The organism is Neptunomonas antarctica (genome assembly GCF_001305295.1).
In the GTDB taxonomy this organism is placed as follows: Bacteria; Pseudomonadota; Gammaproteobacteria; order Pseudomonadales; family Balneatricaceae; genus Neptunomonas; species Neptunomonas antarctica.
In genome coordinates, this window is the sequence record NZ_LJSI01000026.1 from 17,293 (window position 1) to 42,342 (window position 25,050).

The window sequence follows — 25,050 nt, forward strand, 5'->3', positions numbered from 1 at the left end:
AGTTACCGGCATTTAAAGCGACGAATGGCCCAAATATTGCTTGGTATAGTCATATATCCATTTTAAAACGCAGGTGATCCACGTGAAAAACAGATTAACTGTGCTTGTCGTCGATGAAGACAAGGGACGTGCCGCCTTACTGGAACAGGCATTGCGGGATCAGGGATATAAGGTCCTCGGCCGGCTGGACTCTACCGATCGCATGGCCGATAAAGTCGATGCATTAAAGCCGGATATTATTATTATTGATCTGGATTCCCCCAACAGGGATGTTCTGGAAAACATGGCCCTAATGAACCAGAACTGCCCTCGCCCTGTCATTATGTTTGCTGAACAAGGCGACCAGGCAACGATAGAGAAGGCAGTTCGCTCTGGTGTTAGCGCTTATGTGGTTGATGGTCTTGAACAGCATCGTATCAAAGCGATTTTAGATGTTGCCATTGCCCGTTTCCGGGAATTCCAGGCAATGCGCAGCGAACTAACCCACATGCATGGTGAGCTGAATCAGGTACGTGCAGAGTTAGCTGATCGCAACCTCACTGAAAAAGCAAAAGGCTTGATCATGAAGCATAATCACTGCACAGAAGACAAGGCCCACAAAGCGATGCGTAAGATGGCAATGGATCAGCAAAAACCACTCATAGAGATTGCCAAAAGTATTATTTCTGTACTGGAGCTGATGCCATGAACACCTCCACTAACATCCATAACATGCATCTTCCCGACTCGTTCCCTCCTGCTGAAAAGCGCTCATTAACCATTGGGTTTATCCCGTTACTCGATTGCGTTCCTGTTTTTGTGGCGAAAGAACTCGGTTTTTTTGAAGAGATGGGCTTAGACGTTACACTTTCAAGAGAGTCATCCTGGGCCAGTATTCGCGATAAAGTCCAGTTTGGCTTGCTCGATGCCGCGCCAATGCCGGCGGGGATTGTACTCGCCAGCGCGATGAAACTGGGAGCGACTCAGCCCATGGTCACGGCGATGGGATTAGGCCTGAACGGTAACGCCATTACTGTCTCAGCAAAACTCTGGCAACAGCTAAATCCTGAAGGTAAAAAATTTAACAGCCAATCAGCAGCCGAAGCGCTTAAAGCCTACCTGACAACGGTAGAGGGGCCGATTAATATCGCTTCAGTGCACACCTATTCCACCCACCATTTTTTGTTACGCGAATGGTTAACGCATTTCAACATTGACCCTGACAACAAGATTAAACAGCACGTGGTGCCACCTCCGCATATGATTAATGTGATGCAACGCGGTTCCATTGATATTTTTTGCGCAGGTGAACCCTGGAATAGTCTTGCGCAAGCACAGCAGGTTGGACATACCCTGTTATCCGGGCATCAAATATGGGAAAACGCGCCGGATAAAGTACTCGGCGTTACACGTCGTTGGCATGAAGCCAATCCAGCCAGCCACCAGCGATTGGTAGCCGCGTTGCTCAAAGCCTGTCTATGGCTGGATAATCATGAGAATAAAATAGCGGGCTTCAGGCTACTGAATAAGCACGGTTACATAGACGCAGACTTGTCCAGTATCGATCTGGACTTTGGCCGGCATTGCTTCACAGTGTCTGAAGCAACCTTCCCCTGGCTGTCACAGGCGCAATGGTTTACCGGCCACATTAGCGCATTAAACGAAAAGGCTTCTGCTAAGGAACACTCTTCTGTAAATCAATCAACCTTACATCAAGCGCCTTTAACGGCTACCTATCTGACCGATACCTATCGCAGCGTTGCGGAACAGCTCAATATCAATCTACCCACTAAGAATACTAAAGAAGAAGGGGCTCACGCAGAACATTGGCAACTGCCGGGAACAAAGCACAACATTAGTATGCGTCCCGATATGAAGTTCAAATAACCGGGTTATTTTTTGCGCCCTCTTTGGCACTATTTTTGTGCAGCGCACCAAAAAAGCAGATAAGTTTTAGAAAAACGCATTAACTCTTGCACTTCATATCAACGTAAGGCCCGTAAACAGGGCCTTTGATTATATTGGCACGTTATCTGCTTTATCCCTATTAACAACTTATTGAAATAGTTAAAAATTATTTTAGGCAAAGGCGCCTTCAGCCGGAACTTTACAGTTCTGATCTGATGGCGCCTTTTTCTTTTTTACTTTTAAGGAGAGTATCCATGTCCAAGAATGTACTCAAAAAAATGATCGGCCGTCGTAGTCTGCTACGCAAAACCATGATGACTTTTGGTGCGCTAGCAACAGGGAGTTTACTCGCCATATCCGTGGCCAACGCCGGTATTGGCGCGCCTGAAAAAGAGGAACTGAAATTCGGTTTTATTAAGCTAACAGATATGGCTCCTTTAGCGATCGCTTATGAAAAAGGCTTTTTCGAAGATGAAGGTCTATACGTCACGATTGAAGCACAGGCTAACTGGAAAGTACTACTAGACCGTGTCATTGATGGGCAGTTAGATGGCGCACATATGCTTGCCGGCCAACCCCTCGGCGCAACCATTGGCTTTGGTACTCAGGCTCATATCATTACTGCATTCAGTATGGACTTAAACGGTAATGCAATTACTGTTTCGAATGACATCTGGGAGCAAATGAAACCGAACGTTCCTAAAGACGCTACGGGTAAACCGATCCACCCTATTAAAGCAGACGCTCTGAAACCTGTAATCGAGAAATACAAAGCGGAAGGCAAACCCTTCAACATGGGTATGGTGTTCCCTGTATCGACACATAACTACGAGCTACGTTACTGGTTAGCAGCGGGCAACATTAAACCCGGATATTACGCGCCCCATAACGGCGATACCTCCGGTAAGCTGGATGCCGATGTATTGCTGTCTGTAACACCTCCCCCACAAATGCCAGCAACCATGGAAGCCGGTACGATTTACGGTTATTGCGTAGGCGAGCCATGGAACCAACAGGCTGTATTTAAAGGCATCGGTGTGCCCGTAGTGACTGATTACGAAATCTGGAAAAACAACCCGGAAAAAGTATTCGGTGTCTCTAATGAGTGGGCTGAAAAATACCCGAATACACATAAACGTGTTGTAAAAGCGATGATTCGTGCGGCTAAATGGCTGGATGAAAACGACAACGCTAACCGCCCTGAAGCGGTAAAAATACTCTCTCAGTCTAACTATGTCGGTGCTGACTATGAAGTTATTGCTAACTCCATGACAGGCACCTTTGAGTACGAGAAAGGCGATAAACGTGAAGTACCGGATTTCAACGTGTTCTTCCGTCATAACGCAACCTACCCTTACTACTCAGATGCCATCTGGTACCTCACACAGATGCGTCGCTGGGGCCAAATCTCTGATCAGAAGCCGGATAGCTGGTACATGGATATTGCCAAAAAAGTATATCGTCCAGACATCTATGCCGAAGCCGCACAGGCTCTGATCGAAGACGGATTAATGGAAGCATCGGAATTCCCTGACTTTGCCACAGAAGAAGGTTTTCGCCCTCCTCAGACCCATTTCATTGATGGCATTACCTATGATGGCCATACACCCAATGAATACCTGACTAAATTCAAAATCGGCCTGAAAAACGACGATAAAATCTAAATCGGTAAAGCGATACCCAGCCCCTCAAAGAGGGGCTTGTTAAGGAGTCAATATAATGAGTGCGATGTTATTAAAAATAAGCTGGCTGGAGCCTTTTGTAAAAATTGCTCAGGGTGACAGACCGATTGAGCAACTGATGTTGATTCTTCGCACCATGGGTATCCCCATGATAGGCCTGATAACCTTTCTGTTTGTTTGGCATATAGGCGCTCAAAACATCAACACCTCGCTGGGTACTTTTCCTGGCCCTGCTCAGGTTTATGAACAATCAATTAATTTGATTGCTGACCACAAAGCAGAACGCGCCAAAGAAGTAGCATTTTACGAACGACAAGATGTACGCAATGCAAAAAAAATCGCTAAAAATCCCGACGCAGAGATAAAAATTCGCTCTTATACCGGACAACCAACCTTCTTTGATCAGATAGTAACTAGCCTTATCACTGTACTGGCAGGGTTCGCTTTTGCGTCTATTATTGCCATTCCACTTGGCATTATGATTGGCCTGAACGCCACACTCTATTCGGCGATCAACCCCCTTATTCAGATTTTCAAACCCGTATCTCCGTTAGCATGGCTGCCGCTGGTCACCATGGTGGTGAGTGCCGTTTACACCAGTGACGACCCTTTATTTGCCAAATCTTTTATTACTTCGCTGATCACTGTTTCCCTCTGCTCATTATGGCCAACGCTCCTTAATACGGCAGTAGGCGTGTCCAGTATCAGCAAAGATTTACAGAATGTGAGTCAGGTGCTGCGGCTGTCATTTTTAACACACGTAACAAAGATTGTTATTCCTGCGTCTATCCCGGCGGTGTTTACAGGCCTGCGTTTATCCCTGGGCATCGCCTGGATGGTATTGATCGCTGCTGAGATGCTGGCACAAAACCCGGGGTTAGGTAAGTTTGTCTGGGATGAATTCCAAAACGGTAGTTCCAACTCGCTGGGACGCATCATGGTGGCGGTATTAGCCATCGGTTTGATTGGTTTTCTGCTGGACCGCTTGATGCTGATGATTCAGCGCAAAGTGTCTTGGGATAAATCCTCAGCGTTACGTTAATTATTACACGAACAAATCAGGAGAAGAATCATGGTCCATTTAGATATTTCTGATGTTTCAATCGAATTCCCAACGTCTAAAGGCCCTTATAAAGCACTGGATGGCGTTAATCTTAAAATTAAACAGGGTGAATTTATTTCACTGATCGGCCACTCCGGTTGCGGAAAGTCGACCGTACTTAATATTGTTGCTGGTTTGTATCAGGCTACTCGGGGGGGCGTCGTACTTGATGGTAAAGAGGTCGATGAACCCGGCCCGGAACGCGCCGTCGTTTTCCAGAACCACTCACTGCTTCCCTGGTTAAGCGTTTACCAGAATGTTGAACTGGCCGTAAAGCAGGTGTTTAAAGGCAAGAAAACCAAAGCCGAAATGAAAGCCTGGATCGAACACAATCTTGAGTTGGTTCATATGACGCATGCACTGGACAAGCGTCCGGATGAGATATCAGGCGGAATGAAGCAGCGCGTCGGCATTGCCCGCGCACTGGCGATGGAACCCACCGTGATGTTAATGGATGAGCCATTTGGTGCATTGGATGCACTAACCCGCGCGCATCTGCAGGACTCCCTGATGGAGATCCAGAGTGATCTGAATAATACCGTCATTATGATTACCCATGATGTTGACGAAGCCGTGCTGCTTTCTGACCGTATCGTCATGATGACCAACGGCCCTGCCGCGACCGTTGGCGATATACTCGACATCGAACTGCCGCGTCCACGTAACCGTATTCAGCTGGCAGATGATCCGCAGTACAACCACTACCGCCATGAAGTATTGAGCTTCCTGTATGAAAAACAGCGTAAGCCAGAAGAACACACAGTGGCTAAATCGGAATCAAAGCCAGAGTCGGCACAGTTACTGCAAGAACCTAAGGATAAAGAACCTAAAGGTAAAGAATCTAAAGATAAAGACGCTGATAACAAAGTAGAACATAAGGCGAAAGACTTAACGGAAGCCGCCTAATCAGATTCAGAAAGACCCGAAAAACATACTAAACAGATGGTTTTTTAAGAATTTTTTCACAATAGCATCTTAATAAACCTTCGCACATAAACAGTGCAAAATCCTGTTTAAAAACCAAAAAAGCACTCATATAGAGCAATGGCGCTCGATGAATCCGGTCTGAAAAGATCAGGATTTATCGGGCGTTTGTTATTTCAACAAGCGGAAAATGACTATGAATCAGGAAAAATCTTTTAACCTGCTATCGTTTAGCGGAAAGATGAAGATGCTGCATTTTAGCTGGATGGCATTCTTTATCACTTTTTTCGTGTGGTTTAACCACGCTCCACTGCTGGGCATGATTGCTCAATCACTTGGGCTGACATCGTCAGAAATCAAAACTCTATTGATTCTTAACGTCGCGCTCACCATTCCGGCCCGTATTATTATTGGTATGCTGACCGATAAATATGGCCCGCGTATTACCTATGCAGCTTTGCTGTTTTTGGCCAGCATCCCATGTTTTGCGTTTGCCTTATCGACAGACTTTGCGCAAGCGGCTGTCTCACGTTTTCTGCTCGGCTTTATCGGTGCAGGTTTCGTGATCGGTATTCGCATGGTCAGCGAGTGGTTCCCGGCAAACGAACTGGGTACCGCAGAAGGTGTGTATGGCGGTTGGGGGAACTTTGGTTCCGCTGCTGCAGCAATGACACTACCGACACTGGCTATCATGTTTGGTGGCGATGACGGCTGGAGATATGCCGTTGCCTTATCCGGCTTATTCAGCCTGGTGTTCAGTTTTATCTGGTATAAAAATGTTACTGATACGCCTAAGGGCTCCACTTACTTTAAACCTAAGCGTATTGGCGGCTTAGAAGTCACCAGCAAGCCTGACTTTTTCTTCCTGCTGCTTATGAAAATCCCGCTGTATGCTGCGCTGGCGTTATTAACATGGAAGCTATCTCCTAAGGGTGTGTCGATTCTTTCCGATACCGCCGCGTTGAGCATCTACGTGATATTGGGCGTCATCTTTATTTACGATTGCTACAGCTCGTATAGCGTCAATAAAGAGATATTCCATACACCCGTGCCAGAAATGCAGCGCTATGCTTTTAAGCAAGTCGCGGTATTGAACGTGCTTTACTTTGCCACCTTTGGTTCTGAGCTTGCAGTTGTTTCTATGCTGCCACTGTTCTTTTCCGATGTGTTTGAACTGGATATGGTCTATGCCGGTTTGCTGGCCTCTGCTTACGCCTTTATGAACCTGATGTCCCGTCCGGGTGGTGGCTGGCTCAGTGATCGCTTTGGCCGTAAGAAAACTCTGTTGATTCTCACGGCTGGTCTGGCGGGTGGTTATGCGGTGATGTCTATGATCGACAGCACCTGGCCTTTAGTTTTGGCCGTTATGGCCGCCATGGCATGCTCATTCTTTGTGCAGGCTGGCGAAGGCGCGGTATTTGCTGTTGTTCCGTTGATCAAACGTCGCCTGACTGGCCAGATTGCCGGCATGACCGGTGCTTATGGTAACGTCGGCGCGGTGTTCTATCTAACGGTGCTATCGATGGTAGATTACTCTACTTTCTTCTCGGTGATTGCCGCCACGGCCGTGCTGGGCTTTGTTACGCTGTTGTTCCTCAAAGAGCCTAAAGGCCATATGGCAGAAATTAACGAAGACGGTAGCGTCGCACTTATTCAGGTAAATTAAGCCAGGCAAATTACTTCAGAGAATGTTTCTACGTTGATAATTAAAGGCTCACTAGTGAGCCTTTAATTCGTACGATTTATGTCTGTATTACCCACTATATAAGTATTACCAAGCAAAATGAGGGGAGTCACCGATGAGTAAGCAGCTGGAGGTTCGTTTTGGTGGATATTCCATTAAAGGAATGAAAGCGCGGAATCAGGATGCCTTTGCGGCCTCTCATCCCTCAGGGGCTGAACGCCAATACAAAGGCGCGGCGGCTGCCATTGCCGATGGCGTGAGCAGCTGTGAAGATTCGCATATCGCCAGCCAGACAGCCGTCACCGGTTTTATTCAGGATTACCTGAGTACACCTCCCAGCTGGAGTGTCGGCCACTCAGCTTCTCGTGTTCTGACGGGCCTGAATCGCTGGCTTTACCATGAAAACCAGAACAGGACGGGCTCTCATACGGGCTATCAGACGAGTAATCGCGAGAGCATGCTGACGACTTTTTCAGCCGTCGTGGTTAAATCATCCACGCTGTTTTGTTTTCATGTCGGCGACTCCCGCATTTATCATCTGTGCGATGGCGAGCTTGAGCAGCTCACCTCAGACCATGTGCTGACGACTAAAAACAATGAATACTTATCCCGCGCACTGGGTGCCGATTCGCACTTAGAAGTCGATTTTTTCAAGCGCTCATTAAATCAAAAAGACAGATTACTGCTCACCACCGATGGCGTGCATGGCCATTTATCACGTTCAAGAATCAAAGCATTACTGAGTGATCGTTCTTTAAATCTGGAAGTGATTGCACAGCAAATCGTAGACGAAGCTTACGAAAATGGTAGCGACGACAATCTGACAGCCCTCATTGTAGAGATCGATCAACTACCTCAGGAAACGCTGGACGAAACCCATCAACGCCTGACTCAGCTACCTATCCCACCGGTACTGAAACAGGGCAATACAATAGATGGTTTTGAAGTACTGCAGGTTATTTTTAGCGGCACGCGCAGCCATATGTATCTGGTGAAAGATATCGATTCAGGTGAACAATTCGTATTAAAAACGCCTTCCGAAAACTTCTCAGAAGATCTGGTCTATCTGGATGGCTTTATTCGTGAAGAATGGGTAGGCATGACACTGGATCATCCACACGTCATGAAAACCTACCAGCCTGCTCGTCCCAAGCGGTTTATGTACTATGTGGGTGAGTATATTGAGGGCACCCATTTACGCCAGTGGATGCATGACAACCCAACGCCGCCGATTGATCAGGTACGCCAATGGGTGCGGCAGATAATCAGTGGGCTGCGTGCATTTCAGCGCAAGGACATGATTCATCAGGACCTGAAACCCGAAAACATCATGATCAACACCGATGGCCAAATCAAAATTCTGGATTTCGGTACGGTGCTGATTGCAGGCTCTGAAGAGATTAACTCGCCTTTGGATAAATCGGCCCTACAGGGTAGCGTCAACTATATTGCACCAGAGTACTTGGTGGGGGACCCTGGCAGTTTTAAATCAGACCTGTATTCATTAGCCGTGATCGTTTATGAAATGCTAACCGGCCAACTGCCTTATGAAGAACACGATGTGAAGCAGACCAGTTTGGCAAACTACTGTGAATTGCATTACACCCCCAGTACACATGTTCGCAAAGACATCCCTGTTTGGATAGAAGCCTGCCTGAAAAAAGCACTGCAACCCAACCCAGTACACCGCTATAGCTCATTCTCGGAATTTATGCAGGACTTAAGCGTTCCTAATCGTCATTTGGAAGCCGCTATATTAAAGCAGCCATTACTCGAAAAGCACCCTATCCGCTTTTGGCAGGGTCTGGCGGTATTACTACTGGTCCTCAACGTACTCCAACTGACATTCCATTAGATTTGTACGCCCACTCAATACCGCACTGATAGCAACTCTCAGATAACGCTCATATCGCACCATGATTGCACGCATTCTCTGAAATGACGTGATTATGGTGCGCTGCACACACCACAGCAGCACCCATAAAACTAATTAGAACATTGATTTTATTGATTATTTAATAATTGGCATAGTGTTCGCATATTATAAACAAATAGTTATAAAAAGTAGTACTTACAATTTGAGCTTTTGAGTTTGAACAATGGCGTTCTACTCAGCACATCACATTGATGTCTGAGGAGAGCGCCTTTTTTATTTCTGGAGATAAACGATGACACAACCACATCTGGTGATTATCGGTAGCGGTATGGCGGGAGGCAGGCTTCTTGATGAAATTATCCGCCGTCAGCCTGAGCGTTTCAAAATCTCTGTCTTCGGAGAAGAGCGCCATCCCAATTACAATCGAATCATGCTGTCACCGTTACTGGCCGGTGATGTCAGCAAAGATGACATCGTGCTTAATTCACATGAATGGTACGCGAAGCACAACATCACTCTGTTCGCTGGCGAACGTATTATCGACATCGACCGCACACAGAAATGCCTGCACAGTGATACCGGCACAGAACTAAATTACGACCATCTGGTTTTTGCTACAGGATCCAGACCTGCAAAAATTCAGGCCAGCGGACAGCAGCTCAGCAATATTTTTGATTTCAGAACCCTCGAAGATGTTGACGCTATTCTGGATAGCGCCCAATCAGCGACTCACGCGGTGGTGATTGGCGGCGGATTACTCGGCCTTGAAGCCGCCTATGGTCTGGCCGTTAACGGCATGAAAACTACAGTTATTCATCGTTCTGGTCACTTATTAAATAGACAGCTGGATGCCCCCTCCGCTGAAATGCTTCGCTTGTCTCTTAAAGAGCGCGGCATTGATACCTTATTAAATACCGAAGTAGCTGCCTTCCACGGCGACAGCGCTGTTACCAGTATGACGCTAAAAAAAGGCGGCACTCTTCTTGATGAAAAATTGCATGCCGAACTGGTCATCATCGCTACCGGCATCACACCCAATACACGCTTAGCACAATCGGCGGGGTTAGCGGTTAACCGTGGCATCGTGGTGGATGACAACCTTGTCACATCAGATGTACATATCAGCGCCCTTGGTGAGTGTATTGAACATCGCGGCGAAACATTCGGGCTGGTCGCGCCTATATGGGATCAGGCGCGTATTTTAGCCGACCGTCTGGTCTTCGGTGTGGAGTCTGCCTATGCCACCACCGCCACACCGACCAAACTTAAAATATCCGGTATCGATCTCTTCTCAGCGGGAGAAGTCGACGGCAACGCTGATGATCGCACTCTCGTGCTACAGGACAAAGCTCGCCGCGCCTACCGAAAACTCATTATCAGAAACCACATCATTGTTGGCATCGTGCTGTTCGGCGACGTACAGGATGGCAACTGGTATTTCGAACTGTTGGAGCAACAGGCCCCTATAAAGCACCTGCTGCCCTGCTTGCTGTTTGGCCAATCTTATTGCTCAAACCTGCAAGACACACATGACTCTACTCGTCACTTATTTTCAGATAAAGAGCATCAGCCGGACACCGCGCTGACAGGAGCCTCCGTATGAACAAGCAAAACCTCGTTGTTGTTGGTAATGGCATGGTAGGACATCAGTTCTTGCAAAGCCTTGCTGATAGCGGCCAATTGAATCAATTTAACGTCACGGTTTTTTGTGAAGAGCCTCGCTTAGCCTATGACCGGGTCTATCTGAGTAGCTATTTCAGCGGCGCAACGGCGGAAGATCTGGCAATGGGTCATATCGAGGTGTACCAGAGCTGGGGCTTAAACGTGTTGATCGGTGAAGCGGTGACCTCGATTGATCGCGATGCACAGCATGTATTTACCAATAAAGGTACAACCCTTTTTTATGACAAGCTGGTACTAGCCACAGGCTCCTACCCCTTTGTTCCTCCGGTGCCCGGGCATGACCGCCAGCATTGCCTTGTTTACCGCACCATTGAAGATCTGGAAGCCATTAAAGCCTCGGCAAACGGCGCTAAAGTCGGTGTCGTCGTCGGCGGCGGTTTGCTCGGCCTTGAGGCGGCAAAAGCGATTAAAGATCTGGGACTGGAAACCCATGTGGTCGAGTTTGCTCCTCGTCTGATGGCGGTTCAGCTGGATGAAGGTGGCGGTAATTTACTGCGCAGGAAAATTGAAAACCTCGGCGTCAGAGTTCATACGGGTAAAAATACTCAGCAGATTGTTGACGGTGACGATGCGTTCCATCGTATGGAATTTGCCGATGGCGAAGTACTGGAAACCGATCTTATTCTGTTTTCTGCCGGCATACGCCCGCGTGATAACCTAGCGCGTGACTGTGGCCTTGAAGTAGGTGAGCGTGGCGGGATTGTGGTGGATAACAATTGCCAGACATCTGACGAACATATTTACTCTATCGGTGAATGCGCGCTATGGAGTGGCCGTATTTATGGATTGGTCGCGCCGGGTTACGCCATGGCAAAAGTGGTGGTTGCACAATTAACCGGCGGTGATAAACAGTTCCTCGGTGCCGACATGAGCACCAAACTGAAACTGATGGGCATCGATGTAGCCAGTATCGGTGACGCTCACGGGCATATAAAAGGCTCACTAAGTTATACCTATAACGATGAAGTTAACGAAGTTTATAAAAAAATCGTTGTCTCTGAATCCGGTAACGAATTACTCGGCGCGATTCTGGTAGGAGAAGCCAATGACTATGGCACATTACTGCAATACGCATTAAATGGCATACAACTGCCTAGCAACCCAGAGACACTGATCGTTCCTAATTTTGGGGGTGACGATGCACAAACAGGTTTGGGTGTGGGCGCACTGCCGGAAACAGCACAGATATGTTCTTGTCATGATGTTACCAAAGGCGGTATCTGCTGCTCAATTGATGCTGGCGCGCAAACCGTCGGTGATGTTAAAGCTGGTACCAAAGCGGCAACTGGCTGCGGCGGCTGTACCCAGCTATTAACCGATTTGGTTAACTACGAACTGGAGCTGCGCGGTGTAGAAGTCAGCCACGACATATGTGAGCACTTTGCTTACACCCGTGAAGATCTCTATAACATCATCCGCATCGAAGAAATTAAGACGTTTAGTAGTTTACTGGCCACACATGGTCACGGCCATGGCTGCGAAATCTGTAAACCTCTTATCGGCTCGCTGCTGTCATCCTGCTGGAATGAATACATCCTGGATACACCACACGTCGGCTTGCAGGATACCAACGATACCTTCATGGCAAACATGCAAAAAGACGGCACGTACTCGGTGGTTCCTCGTGTGCCTGCCGGTGAAATCACACCCGATCAGTTAATCGCTATTGGTCAGGTCGGTAAAAAATACGACCTTTATACGAAAGTAACGGGGGGGCAGCGTATCGACTTATTCGGCGCTCGTCTTGAGCAGCTACCTGATATCTGGAAAGAGCTGATAGATGCAGGTATGGAAACCGGTCATGCCTACGGAAAATCTCTGCGCACCGTCAAATCCTGCGTGGGTAGCACCTGGTGTCGCTACGGTGTAGAGGATAGTACCGGACTCGCGATTGAACTTGAGAATCGTTACAAAGGTCTGCGTGCACCGCATAAAATTAAATTTGGTGTATCGGGTTGTACGCGTGAATGTGCCGAAGCGCAAAGTAAAGATGTGGGGATTATCGCGACAGAGAATGGTTGGAACCTTTACCTGTGCGGTAATGGGGGTATGAAACCGCGTCATGGAGACCTGTTCGCCACCGATCTCGATAAAGACACTCTGGTTAAGTATGTCGATCGTTTCCTGATGTTTTATATCAAAACCGGTAAGCGCCTGCAGCGTACGTCTGTGTGGATGGAAAATCTTGAAGGCGGGCTGGATTACCTGAGAAAAGTCGTGATCGATGATCACCTGGGTATGAATAAAACACTCGAAAGCCAGATGGAACATGTGGTTGCAACTTACGAATGTGAATGGAAACGCACAATTGAAGATGAAGATTCACTGAAACGCTTCCGTACCTTTGTAAACAGCGAGAAAACCGACAACAACATTGTCTTTATTCAAGAGCGTGGCCAAATTCGTCCCGCCACTGAAGAAGAAAAAACAATCGCTGAACCGATCAAAATGCTGGTGTGAGGAGAGATAAAATGACTAAGCAACCTGAATGGATTGACCTTTGTAGCATCAACGATTTGGTCGCGAATAGCGGTGTATGCGCATTGCTTAAAGAAGAGCAAATTGCCCTCTTCTACCTGCCATCAGAACAAAAGGTTTACGCCGTAGGTCAGCATGACCCATTCGGTAAAGCCAATGTAATGTCTCGTGGCATTATTGGATCCAAAGAAGACCAGCTATTTGTCGCATCGCCGCTGTATAAACAGCACTTCCTGTTGGAAGATGGACGCTGCCTCGAAGATGAGACGGTAAGCCTGCCCGTTTGGAAAACCCAGATCGTCAATGATCGGGTGATGATTCACACAGGTTAAGTTGAGAAACACACCGCCCGACACTTAGCTGACTGTCGGGTGGCGTGTATTTATAATAACAGCGCTCTCGCGGACTCTCGCACGACACGCGCGATTAAATCGGTATCGACCTCCGGTTCCAGATCCTCAGCACTGCCCATCCTTTGGGTCGGTGTCGTTACCAATAAGCCCTCTTTATCTTCTACCAGATATTCACCGGTACAGTTCCTACAGTACACATGCTCACCTGCCACCTGTCCTTTGCGCAACACCAGTGTTGGCCCACACATCACACATTCATGCAGTGGAATACCTGCATCACTATGACCTACAATATGATCGAGTTGATCTGCTGCACCCAATGCTAAAAAGCGCTCGCCGAAGTCGCGGTCAAACTGACTACCCAGATTTTCTTCAATAATTGCCAGCGCCTTTTTTATCGGCATTTCACGGCGATATGGCCGCGTACTTGTCATTGCATCAAACGCATCACAAATACCAACAATACGTGCATCTACCGGTATGTCACTTCCTGAAAGCCCTTTAGGGTAACCTTTCCCATTCGGCGTCTCATGATGAGAACGGATAGCCACTTCTGCCAACCCAGCCAGAGGATGCCCGGCCAATGTGCGCCAACCGACTTCAGGATGTGTTTTGATAACCGCATACTCTTCATCGGTTAGCTTGCCTGTTTTATTCAAAATATGATCAGGTACGCCAATTTTACCTAAATCGTGTAAAAAACCACCCAAAGCAATACGAGCAACATCCGCATCGGGTAATCCTGACTCACTGGCTAATAAATGCGAAAAACGTGATACGCGCCATAGATGACCTCCGGTATAGGGATCCCGGGCTTCAACCATCCATGCCATAACCAATAGGCTACGTAAAAGATCTTCATGAACATTCGTTTTTTCGGCTACACCATTATCAAAAAAACGACTGATATTATTGAATAAACTCATATATTACCCTGAGAAATGAAAGCAAAATAACCCATAAAAAACACCGGCTTTGTAGTATAGGATGACTTCTCAGTTATTACAGATTCACGCCATGACGGGTACTTTTTGCATCAAGAATAGCAGCCCCGCAGGTTTTTCACAGAGCTGCTTTTATAGAACCTATAATCTGAACTTGCTGGTCATCTGGCCCATTTTTGTAGCGCTGCTTAACAAGCTATCGCTAGACACGACAATGACCTGTGATGCTGTTTTATTATCTTCAATAACATGCGCAATGCTATCCATGCTAGTGGCCATTTCTGTTGTTGTTCGGGCGACTTCTGCAATAGAATCATATATCTCGTGACTGGTAAGTGATGCTTGTCGGGTCTGTTCCTCTATTTGCCTGACAGCACTTTGAGCATCATCACTTTGCTTTTTAACATTTTCAAGGCTGCTTTGGCTTTGCTCCATTGTGGCTATTACATCATCCGTTTGTTTTTGTATTGCTCGTACGGTTTGCGTTATTTCACCCGTCGCTGAAACCGTTCTTTCAGCCAGAGATCGCACCTCATCAGCCACCACAGAAAAGCCTCTACCCGCATCTCCGGCACGCGCCGCTTCAATCGCCGCATTGAGTGCGAGCAAATTAGTCTGGTCGGCTAAACCATTAATGATTTCAAGAACACTATCAATTTTCTTAGAGTCTTTTTGCAGCTGTACTAATTGCTGAGACGATTGTTCAACAATATCAGAAGTACGGGTCAACGCTTGCATCGCAAGCTGTATGGTATTACCTCCATTAATGGCCGCCTGATGCGCGCTGTCTGTTTCATTATTAAGGCTTTTGATACTGTCTGCGACATGATTGGCGGTGACGCTGATCTGTTCCGTCGCACTGGCCAACGTATTCGATTGATCAGAAACGACACTATTATTCTCAGCAATAGTTTGCACGGAATTACTTAATTCCGTCGCTTGTTGATTCAACATTTTCTGGCTATCGATGACCTGACCAATTAATGTTCTTAAATCATTCGCAGTGGTGTTCACAGCAGACGAGACATGATCAAACTCATCCTGATGTGTTTCATTAACCGGTATGTTTTGGTTTAGTTCACCCTGAGCGATAGCACGAAGATGATGGATAATTATTTTTAAGGTTGATGTAGTTTTAACACTAATCATAATCAATACAAAAGTAACAATAATACCCACCCCAATACTAACCAAACCTAATGTCCATTTAGCGTTACTGGTGGTACTTTCCGCTTTTGATTTTGCACTAATCAATAAATCAGACTTTACAAATTGTTGAGTTTTCTGACTATTATCGCTAAAAATCGCCCTGTTTTCTAACATCTGCTGGTGCGTTTTACTTTTCAGTGAAGCCGCGACAATAACTTCTTTAAGTGACGCTTGATACGCTTCAATATCTTTACCAAAAGCATCGTAAAATTCAGCTTCCTTTATGCTACTGACAACGACATCCATTTGCTTAATAAGCTTTTCAGCCGCTGAGTCCGTCGGGCTGATCAGGTACTCTTTTTCTAATTGGCGAGCAATGATGAAATCCTTAGAAAATGCACTAAATGGTGCAAGCTGTTCATTAAGCTTCACGGCATTTTTTTGAAGTGAAAGCATCACACCTGAATTATTATTAAATCCTAAGCTCTTGAGTGAGCCTATTTGAGAAACAATAGACTCCTCATATTTAAGAAACGCAGCCTCGACTCTTTGTAATGCTTCTTTTAATCGCGAAGAATCCGTTTCTGCTGCATATTCCGTCAGTAATGGCTGATAGGTATCGACTATTGTTATGACACTAGCAGTAAAAATTTCAGCATTTGCATCGCTCAGTTGAGCCAAATTGTTCTCTGTTGTTACCATGTCAAGCTGCATGCTTGATAACGTATCACTGACCGAGGTCAACTGTGACACACGTGAAGCGGCGCTATTTAAAGCATATAGCGTATTAAATGCGACAGCACTAATACAGATAATCCCGGCAAGAGTGATAAGAATTAAAGCAATCAGTTTTTGCTTGAAAGATAGTTTTAGCATGACATACTCAACTTTATTATTTTAATGTAGCAGCCGTGATGATAGTTGGTAAGACCAGTTGGCCGGCTACTGTCATTAGACTTTAGCGTAGTTTTCATTGAAAGCAATTAACTCACTGTTTTTAAATTAATAACCAAACAGCTTATGCGCGCCGTAGTGAAATACTGAGCAGATCAACTCCACGCTCATTGCGTGATTTTTTACCCTATGTGCATCAATTGTCTATTCATTGCCTATCCATTTACCGTCTGCATAGGCATACCCGAAATCAGGCCAAAGCTTGCTCAACAAATTCTAAGCGGTCCTGTCCCCAGTAAAGCTCTGATCCAACGACGAATGATGGCACCCCGAACACACCCTGGGACATAGCGTCCTCTGTATTGTCGATCAATAACTGAGAGTAATCCTGTTCATCCTTCGCTATTTGAATAAGCGTTACCGGTAATTGCAGCTTAATTAACACATCGGTTATGACCTGCTCATCTGCCAAATTCAGATTATCTCTCCACAGCGCTGCACCCAGAGCGATAACAAGTTCAAGGGCATCGTGATGCTTTTGAATAGCAGCAAGCACTGTGCGCACGGCCAGACTTTCATCAGCCGGGAAAAATGTCGGTTCCAGATGAATAGGTAAGCCGAGCTTAGTACTCCAGCGCTGTAGTTCTTTTAATCGATAGGCTTGACGTTGCTCCGAACGTTGCTTTAACGGCTGCCCACCGGTACGGGAAAAAAGCTCACCCATGAGTATTGGCTTTAACACTACATTGGCGTTTTTTTCTTTCGCTATGTCTTTAAGACGAGAGCCCGAAAAGTAGCTCCACGGAGAATTTAGAACGAAGTAATACTGTATATTCTGGGTCATTTTGAAGCTCATTTGTGAAATAAATCAACTCGATAGTATATTTACTAAAAAATAATATACATACCTCAGAGAGATAAAAAGCTTCAACCGTCTATTGATAATAAACGGTAATAATAAGCTCACCTCAGACTTAATACGCGTGTAGGCTCCTTACGCACCTGATTGCTATAGAACAGCAACGCAAAAATAACAACAGCACTGCCTGTCAAGGTGGTGATGCTTGGCACTTCATCTAATACTAACCACACCCAAACAGGCGCTACGATTGACTCTAATAATAAAAACAAACTCACTTCAGTAGCACTGATATAACGCGGTGCAATTTGTAGCAGTACGAAGCCTATTGGCATCGCAATCGCAGATGACAAAAACATCGCGCCTACCTCTTCAGGACGCACGTGCATGGTCTCTGTTCCTAACCAGCCAAAAATAAAAATAAAAACCCCACCGAATATAAGCCCTGGCGATATATCCCGGGGCGCATAGCGGCGTGCCCAATTAAAATTCACGGCCATAAAAGCCGCACTTCCAATGGCCATCAGGTTACCAAATAAGCTGTTTTCTCCACTTCCATCGCTGACGATAATGGCCATACCGATCATGGTCATAACAATCGTTAAACCCACGGTAAAACTGAGTCGTTCTTGCAACCAAAACCACCCTATCAGGGCCGCAAATATTGGCGCTGTACTGATAATCATCATGGCAGCCGCCGCGCTAGTGTGCAGTAATGCTTGCGTAAAAAAATACGTATTAAGCGCAAAAAATAAACCGCAAAACACACCAGGCCATCCGGCGAGTCTAATCGCTGATAATGACTTTGATCGATGACGCATTAATACGATCATTGTAAAGCCCAGTGTTAAAAACGCACCGCGCCACAATAATACTTCAGCATGATCGATACTGATCCAACGCAGAACCAGAGCATCGGGTGTCAGCAGGAGCGCCCCGATTGAGCTATACAACATGCCGGTCGAGCGGGTACAACCCCCCTCTTGTTTAGTGCTCATAGAAAACCTGTGCAGAATAAAATAGAAGCGGTTGATGTATTCAAAACATCAACACTTGAGCATGGCAAAAAATGGCTCTGTTATACAAAGCCATTGCCAGCATGATTTAGGCAATATTGTTAGTTCGTAATGACCGGTAATGTTGACCATGCGCGTTTATGCAGCATCTCACAGCCATTATCGGTGATCAGAATGTTTTCTTCGTGAACCATCACCTTACCCGGAGCAAACGTCATACCCGGTTCAAGCGTTAAGACCATACCCGCCTGCAAAATAACGTCTCCGCCTTCTACATTGGATGGCCATTCTGTGAGCTGCATACCGAGTCCGTGTCCCATACGACCCACATCATTACCTAGCGCGCCGGCACCTTCCAACACCGACCACATTGCTTTCCAGACGTCTCCGGTGGTTTGTCCCGGAGCAGCAATTTTTAAGCCGGCCTCAGTTGACGCGTAAACGGCCTCATAGGCATCATGCGTTGCCCGGTCAACGTCACCAAAAGCGAAGTTGCGGTCATAATCACTGAAATAGCCATCAAAGTTGGCGCCGGTATCAATAATCAACACATCTCCCTGGCTGAGCCTTCTGTCTGTCGGCCCCATAATGATATTGTTGTAGCTTCCCTGGCCCGATGCAGAGATCAGATACGGGCAGGAATCTGCACCTAAACGCAGCATCTCCAGATGCATCACCTTACAAGCTTCTCGCTCAGTCATACCTGCTTTGAGGTTATTTAGCAGAAAATCAAATCCCGCGGCGGTTACGTCACATGCAAAACGTATTTTTTCTACTTCAGCAGAAGATTTGATGCTACGCAGATCACGCACAATTTCACTAACATCGACAACCTTATGCGCACTTAAATACGTTAGCAGCGTCTGGTAGTTTGCGACGGGCATACGTAAATGTGTTTCCGGGCCAAGCATGGAGCCTATACGACGTGATCCGTTAGCCACACTTTTTAACGTATCAGCCAGTAAGCTAACACCATCATCCATTGGCCTTGGAGATGGCCAGCTACATACATCGTCAATCCAGGTTTGCTCAAAGCCCGCCACACCAATTTCGGGTACGACGGCAATAGGTTTACCTTTGGCAGGCACCACAAGAAACCAGGGTCGCGTCGGACTTTCCCAAAACTGTGACTTAAAGCCACTGAAATACCGAAATTCAGGCTCAGTCGTAAAAAACACCGCGTCTATTTGCTCCGCTGCCATACGGCGCTGCAACTTGTCAGTACGTATTTCAAATTCGCTATGCTCAAAGCCTCGCGATGGGGCACTCAGTATATTTGTCATAGAATTACTCAACTTTTTATTTTTTTGCGCTGTCGTGTGGTGTGGTGTGGCTCATTTATTGAGGGAACGCCAGATCACGTAAGAGCAAAGATATACCCGGAAAAAAGATCAATAATGCTGACATCACAAACAAGATCAAAATAAACGGTAAGGTACCGCTTATCACTTCCAGATAAGGTTTATTAAAAATGGCAATGGCGGTAAATATGTCACAACCAAAGGGAGGTGTTGCCGAACCAATAGCCATCTGTAGGGTAATCATCACACCCACCAATACCGGATCAAGCCCAACAGCAGCGACAATAGGTACAAATATGGGTGTTAAGATAACCAGAACCACCAGCGAGTCGACAAACATACAGCCCACAAAAAAGCTCAAGGCAATCACAAACAGAATATATTCCTGAGAGGCACCTTCCAGATTCAACGGCGCTAATAGCTCCTGTGGAATCTGCTCAAATGAGATATACCAGGAGAACGCCTGCCCCATGCCTACAAGAATGAATACCACGGCGGTAATGAGTCCCGTACTGAGTGCCGCATCCACAATATCTTTGTATTTTAATTCCCGGTAGATAAAGCACTCAACAATAATGGCGTACAGTACCGAAAATGAGGCCGCTTCTGTAGGCGTGACCGCTCCGGAGTAGATTCCACCTACGATGAGTGCAGGAAACCCCAAAGGCAGCAGTGCTTTTTTAATGGCCAGTAGCTTATCTTTATTAGATGTTTTCCCGACCAATGCAATGCTGTCTCCCTGATAAACGCTATACACATAGCAATAAACAGAAAACAGAATGGCCAATAATATTCCAGGCCCGATACCCGCGATAAACAACTCACCCACACTGGTGTTTGCCAGTGTCCCGTAGAGAATCAAACCAATACTGGGTGGGATCAGAAAAGCTATATCACTGGCATTAATAATGAGCGCCATGACAAAGCTATCTTTATAACCTGCCTGCAATAGCTTAGGTCGCATTATCTGACCAACGGACACTACCGTGGCTTGAGTGGAACCTGATACAGAGCCAAATAACGTACAGCTGATACACGCCGTAATGGGCAAGCCGCCTCGTAGGTGTCCAACAAACGCCTCAATTAAGCCCAACAGGTTATGCGCCGTATGGCCGCGCGTCATAATGTCAGCGGCCAGAATAAACATAGGCACAGCGATCAATGCATTTGGCGAAATACCCGTCACCATTTGCTGAATAATCACACCGGTATCTATATCTGAAAAATGCACTAACCCTAGCAATGCACCCGCCGCTAAAGGCACGACCATAGGAAAGCTAAGGAACAACAAAACAATCATCGTTGTAACGAGTGCGAAAGTGATAACGTAGGTATCAAGCTCACCCGCCAGGACGTTAGATAAAAACTCAAAAGTCGAACTCATAATATTTCATCCATAATACTATTGATTACTTATCGATTATTCATCAATGACTTCATACGATAGATAGATCTCTTTATGAGTAATATTCATAAAGAAAGTAATCAAATACTGCACACCCGCGATACCGAATCCCACGGGAATAATTGAATAAATGATATATACGGGAAACTGTAATGCAGGACTTAAACGGTTAAGATCTTTCAACTCAATCACGTAAAAGATAGCTTTATAGGCGAGGTAGAGCATTAACACGCCCGTGGTAATAGCAATCAGGGTCGATACTATTTTCTTGGCGGTATAACCTAAAGAATCATACACGGCTGTCATGCGAATATTTCTACCTTTGCGCACCGCATAGGCAAAACCAATAAAGGTTATTGCCACGATCAAAAACTGATTCAGCTCTTCGGAAAAAAACAGGCTCTTACCGAAAACATATCGCCCGATAGCATTGGCGGTTGAATTAACCATCATCAGCAGGATTGAACAGAAAACAACACACTTTTCTATCGATTCAGTGACACTACTGATCTTGTGGAATATCTTTTTCATAAGAACATACCTAATAAGCCGTACTATGATTTGTGGCTAATTGAAACATCAATGAATCAATTAGCGTGGTGCCTATCTATCGGATAAGCACCACGCTACCTGCTAATCATCCAGGATTAAGAGGCGTCCTTAACTTCTTGAATCAAGTTGCCAAGAATCTTTTTTGCGCCCGCACGTGCTTTAGCTTTTTCGGCATCATCGTAAGCATTTTCGACTACGTTATAGTAGGTTTCATGTAATGTTTGGCTGATTTCTTTAAAGCGTGCTCGTTCTTCTTCATTCAGCGTCACGACCTGCATATCCGGACGTTCAGCCATGATTTTATTCATGTTTTCTTTGTTAATACTCAACTGGTATTCATGAGCGGCTTGCTCGGCAACCGTGATTGCTTTGTTGACCATCGCTTGCTTCTCAGCCGACAGCGCATTGAACCATTTGCTGTTAGTAGACACGGTGGCTACATACGGTTGCTGGCCAGGGAACATAAGATAATCCTGAACTTCATGCCATTTAGCGTTGTACACAAAGTAGATCGGGTTGACCATACCATCAACCGTTTTCAGCTGTAGCGCGCCGTAGACTTCTCCCCAGGACAAAGGCGTTGGCGTTGCACCAAAAGCTTTGTAGGTTTCTACCGGGATAGTTGAGGTGAAGGTTCGAATTTTATGCCCTGCAAAATCTTCAGGTGTGCGGATTGCTTTGTTCGCGCCCCATGCCATTTCACCCTCAGAAATCATAGTGAGCAACTTAAGGTTTACACTTTCAAACCGATCAGCCAGATCGTTATAGATAGTCTTGCTACCTGTCAGCACTTTACGTACGACATCAGTCTCAGTGCCTAATACGTAAGGGAGGCTTAGTGCCTGAACTTCAGGCACATAAGAACCCAAATGTCCGGTGCCAACTGAAACAAACTGTATGGTTCCTTTAGCCGCCAGCTCAACAATATCGTTTTCAGTACCCAGCTGTCCGTAGTAATAAACCTTAACGCGAATATCACCATCTGATTCTTTTTTAATGGTATCGGCAAAAGATTGCGCAAAGATATCCTGAACATCCTGCTTATCTTCTTCAGAAGCAAACTTCCATGTTTCAGCACTCACGCCAAAGCTGATGCCAATTGCTAATAATGTGGTTAAAAGTTTTTTCACGGGTATTCCTCAAGTTTTATTTTTAGAGTTAAGGTTAATTTTATATTCAGGCGTTATTTCAATTGATCACGTACCAACTGCACCCAGTACTGCGCGCCATGCTTAAGGATATGGTCATTGAAGTCGTATTCAGGGTTATGCAAAGCACAACCACCCACAGACTCCACACCATTACCCAGCAGTGCATAACAGCCAGGTTTGATACGTAACATGCTGGAAAAATCTTCTGAAATAGTGAGAGGTAAACAGTTTGCTTCAACATTATCACTTCCCAATACGGCGATAGCCGCACGGGTTGCATGCTCTGTCTGTAACGGGCTGTTGACGGTAGGGTAAAACGTATTCACAAACGTGAAGCTATAGTGCGCGCCAGCTGCCTGACAAATGCCGGAAACTATCCGCTCCATGCACGCTTCGATCCTCTTGAGACTATCCTCAGTGAAGCATCGACAATCACCTTTAATGGTCACCTCAGAGGGAATAACATTAACGGTTCCATTGGTTACAAACTCAGTCGCAGAGACGACCGCCGTCTCTTCAATCGCACTGAGATTACGCGATACGATAGTTTGCAGGCCCAAAATAATTTGAGAGCCGACAACAATAGGATCAATACCCCGATGTGGCATGGCAGCGTGGCCACCGACACCCTTGATAACAATTTCAAAGCTACTTTCACTGGCCATCAAGGAACCCGGGCGAACCATAAACTGCCCTTCGGGCAGACCCGGCATATTGTGCAGCCCGTATATAGCATCAATACGGAAACGCTCAAACAAGCCATCATCTATCATTGCCTGAGCGCCCTGCCCGTGCTCTTCATCTGGCTGAAAGATAAAATGAACGGTGCCATTAAAATCTTTTGTTTCAGCTAAATAACTCGCCGCACCCAGCAACATGGCGGAATGCCCATCATGGCCACAGGCATGCATTTGCCCATCATGTCGGGAGCGGTGTTCAAACTCATTTCCTTCATGAATAAACAGCGCGTCCATATCCGCTCGCAAACCGATACTGGCGTCACCCTTGCCAAAGCGGAGAACACCAACAATGCCTTGCTGGCCAATATGACGTGTGACTTCAATACCAAAACTTTCCAGCTTTTCGGCGATAAAGTCAGCGGTTAATGGCAAATTAAAACCACATTCAGGGAAGCGATGCATATGGCGACGCCATTCGGTCATCCGGGCAATCAATTGTGGGGTTAAAGACATAACTCAATCTCCAGGGAATAATAATTAAACCGGCTACTCAGATGTTCGCGCAGCGTCAACCGCCAACTGCTCGCGTAACAAAGCGCCAAAACCGAGGACCGCTGCAGGATAATTAAGCAGTCGCAAGCTATGCCATACCAGCGCCTGATTACTGCTCACAACCGGAATGCCTATACGCTGTTCGATTTCGTCCAGCACAAACGATGCCCGCAAGGCAGTACAGGAGATAAATAAGAGCTCGGCTTGAGGATCACAGCAGGCAACTGCGGCATCAGCAATATCTTGCGGTGTGATATAGGTCATCGCGGTGTCGTCTTCAAAACCGAAACCCGCGATACTAAGAACGTCGTAGCCCTGTGAAGTAAAAAACTCAGCGATTTCTTGATTAACCGCCTCGGTATATGGCGTGAGAATTGAGATCCGCTTTGCAGCAAAGCACTGAAAAGCGGATAGCGCAGCCGTCACCGGATTGGTAACCGGTACGCCAGGACGAACCTTATGAATCAGTTCAGCAACTTGCTCAACACCAATAGCGATAGTACCGGAGGTGCAGGCATAGATTATCGCATCCAGCTCGACACCCGGCAGGATAGTATCGACTGTCGCACTGATACCGGGTGCCATGGTGCGCAAATTTTCTATTGTCAGAGGGTTAATATTTTTTACCCGGCTGGTGAAAAACTGTACGTCGTCCGGATAGATGCGCTTTAGATCCGCCTCGATATTAAAATCTGTCGCTAAAGATATAATGCCTATGCGACCCGCAGGAGCAAGGTACTCCAAAGGCTGTTTATGTTGCACCGTAGTCAGTTCTATCATCATGCTCTCGTTGCTCAAAACGCGGGTTGTGAGCTATTTTTTATTGTTCGATGGGGAAAACTTATTGGTTAATACTACGGTGTTGGTTTGCGGGAATT

20 protein-coding genes are annotated in these 25,050 nt (G+C 46.3%); 10 read left to right on the plus strand and 10 right to left on the minus strand.

Annotation, left to right across the window (positions count from 1 at the left end; all coding sequences use genetic code 11):
* Window positions 1-82 precede the first annotated feature (82 nt).
* The 10 genes from Nant_RS04935 to nirD all read left to right on the plus strand — a co-directional run bounded on the left by Nant_RS04935 (window position 83) and on the right by nirD (window position 13,648).
* Window positions 83-688, plus strand: a complete 606-nt coding sequence (locus Nant_RS04935) for an ANTAR domain-containing response regulator (protein ID WP_238377069.1) — start codon at window positions 83-85, stop codon at window positions 686-688.
* Window positions 685-1,866 carry a CmpA/NrtA family ABC transporter substrate-binding protein gene (locus Nant_RS04940; protein ID WP_054340536.1) on the plus strand — a complete coding sequence of 394 codons (1,182 nt, stop codon included), beginning with the start codon at window positions 685-687 and terminating at the stop codon, window positions 1,864-1,866. Before Nant_RS04935 ends, Nant_RS04940 begins: the two co-directional genes overlap by 4 nt.
* A gap of 335 nt (window positions 1,867-2,201) precedes the next feature.
* A complete protein-coding gene (locus tag Nant_RS04945) occupies window positions 2,202-3,551 on the plus strand; it encodes a CmpA/NrtA family ABC transporter substrate-binding protein (RefSeq protein WP_238377073.1) in 1,350 nt (449 codons plus the stop codon).
* A 55-nt stretch (window positions 3,552-3,606) separates the two neighbouring features.
* Entirely contained in the window at window positions 3,607-4,611 is a 1,005-nt protein-coding gene (locus tag Nant_RS04950) for an ABC transporter permease (protein WP_054340537.1), read from the plus strand.
* A 30-nt stretch (window positions 4,612-4,641) separates the two neighbouring features.
* A complete protein-coding gene (locus Nant_RS04955) occupies window positions 4,642-5,577 on the plus strand; it encodes an ABC transporter ATP-binding protein (RefSeq protein ID WP_082400092.1) in 936 nt (311 codons plus the stop codon).
* Between the two features lie 214 nt (window positions 5,578-5,791).
* A complete protein-coding gene (locus tag Nant_RS04960; RefSeq protein ID WP_054340538.1) occupies window positions 5,792-7,261 on the plus strand; it encodes a NarK family nitrate/nitrite MFS transporter in 1,470 nt (489 codons plus the stop codon).
* Window positions 7,262-7,394: 133 nt separating this feature from the next.
* Window positions 7,395-9,134 (plus strand): bifunctional protein-serine/threonine kinase/phosphatase, encoded by a 1,740-nt coding sequence (locus tag Nant_RS04965; protein ID WP_054340539.1) that lies wholly within the window; start codon window positions 7,395-7,397, stop codon window positions 9,132-9,134.
* Window positions 9,135-9,447: 313 nt separating this feature from the next.
* The gene (locus Nant_RS04970) at window positions 9,448-10,758 is read left to right on the plus strand and encodes an NAD(P)/FAD-dependent oxidoreductase (RefSeq protein ID WP_076495984.1); all 1,311 of its coding nucleotides are present in this window, start codon (window positions 9,448-9,450) and stop codon (window positions 10,756-10,758) included.
* On the plus strand, window positions 10,755-13,298 hold the full coding sequence (gene nirB, locus Nant_RS04975) for a nitrite reductase large subunit NirB (RefSeq protein ID WP_054340540.1): 2,544 nt from the start codon (window positions 10,755-10,757) through the stop codon (window positions 13,296-13,298). Before Nant_RS04970 ends, nirB begins: the two co-directional genes overlap by 4 nt.
* A gap of 11 nt (window positions 13,299-13,309) precedes the next feature.
* Window positions 13,310-13,648, plus strand: a complete 339-nt coding sequence (gene nirD / locus Nant_RS04980) for a nitrite reductase small subunit NirD (protein ID WP_054340541.1) — start codon at window positions 13,310-13,312, stop codon at window positions 13,646-13,648.
* A gap of 50 nt (window positions 13,649-13,698) precedes the next feature.
* Here nirD and Nant_RS04985 read toward each other — a convergent pair whose 3' ends face one another.
* From Nant_RS04985 to Nant_RS05030, 10 genes are all read right to left on the minus strand, one after another.
* The gene (locus tag Nant_RS04985) at window positions 13,699-14,595 is read right to left on the minus strand and encodes an HD-GYP domain-containing protein (RefSeq protein ID WP_054340542.1); all 897 of its coding nucleotides are present in this window, start codon (window positions 14,593-14,595) and stop codon (window positions 13,699-13,701) included.
* Window positions 14,596-14,754: 159 nt separating this feature from the next.
* Entirely contained in the window at window positions 14,755-16,638 is a 1,884-nt protein-coding gene (locus tag Nant_RS04990) for a methyl-accepting chemotaxis protein (protein ID WP_054340543.1), read from the minus strand.
* Window positions 16,639-16,906: 268 nt separating this feature from the next.
* Window positions 16,907-17,500, minus strand: a complete 594-nt coding sequence (locus tag Nant_RS04995; protein ID WP_054340544.1) for a 2-hydroxychromene-2-carboxylate isomerase — start codon at window positions 17,498-17,500, stop codon at window positions 16,907-16,909.
* 119 nt (window positions 17,501-17,619) lie between these two features.
* Window positions 17,620-18,513: a DMT family transporter gene (locus Nant_RS05000; protein WP_054340545.1), complete on the minus strand. Its 894-nt coding sequence runs from the start codon at window positions 18,511-18,513 to the stop codon at window positions 17,620-17,622.
* A 119-nt stretch (window positions 18,514-18,632) separates the two neighbouring features.
* The gene (locus Nant_RS05005; RefSeq protein ID WP_054340546.1) at window positions 18,633-19,814 is read right to left on the minus strand and encodes a M24 family metallopeptidase; all 1,182 of its coding nucleotides are present in this window, start codon (window positions 19,812-19,814) and stop codon (window positions 18,633-18,635) included.
* 55 nt (window positions 19,815-19,869) lie between these two features.
* On the minus strand, window positions 19,870-21,216 hold the full coding sequence (locus Nant_RS05010) for a TRAP transporter large permease (RefSeq protein ID WP_054340547.1): 1,347 nt from the start codon (window positions 21,214-21,216) through the stop codon (window positions 19,870-19,872).
* 36 nt (window positions 21,217-21,252) lie between these two features.
* Window positions 21,253-21,768: a TRAP transporter small permease gene (locus Nant_RS05015; RefSeq protein WP_054340548.1), complete on the minus strand. Its 516-nt coding sequence runs from the start codon at window positions 21,766-21,768 to the stop codon at window positions 21,253-21,255.
* Window positions 21,769-21,884: 116 nt separating this feature from the next.
* Window positions 21,885-22,919 (minus strand): TRAP transporter substrate-binding protein DctP, encoded by a 1,035-nt coding sequence (dctP, locus tag Nant_RS05020; RefSeq protein ID WP_054340549.1) that lies wholly within the window; start codon window positions 22,917-22,919, stop codon window positions 21,885-21,887.
* Window positions 22,920-22,972: 53 nt separating this feature from the next.
* The gene (locus Nant_RS05025) at window positions 22,973-24,133 is read right to left on the minus strand and encodes a M20 aminoacylase family protein (protein WP_054340550.1); all 1,161 of its coding nucleotides are present in this window, start codon (window positions 24,131-24,133) and stop codon (window positions 22,973-22,975) included.
* A gap of 33 nt (window positions 24,134-24,166) precedes the next feature.
* Window positions 24,167-24,955 carry a maleate cis-trans isomerase family protein gene (locus Nant_RS05030; RefSeq protein WP_054340551.1) on the minus strand — a complete coding sequence of 263 codons (789 nt, stop codon included), beginning with the start codon at window positions 24,953-24,955 and terminating at the stop codon, window positions 24,167-24,169.
* Window positions 24,956-25,050: the final 95 nt, after the last annotated feature.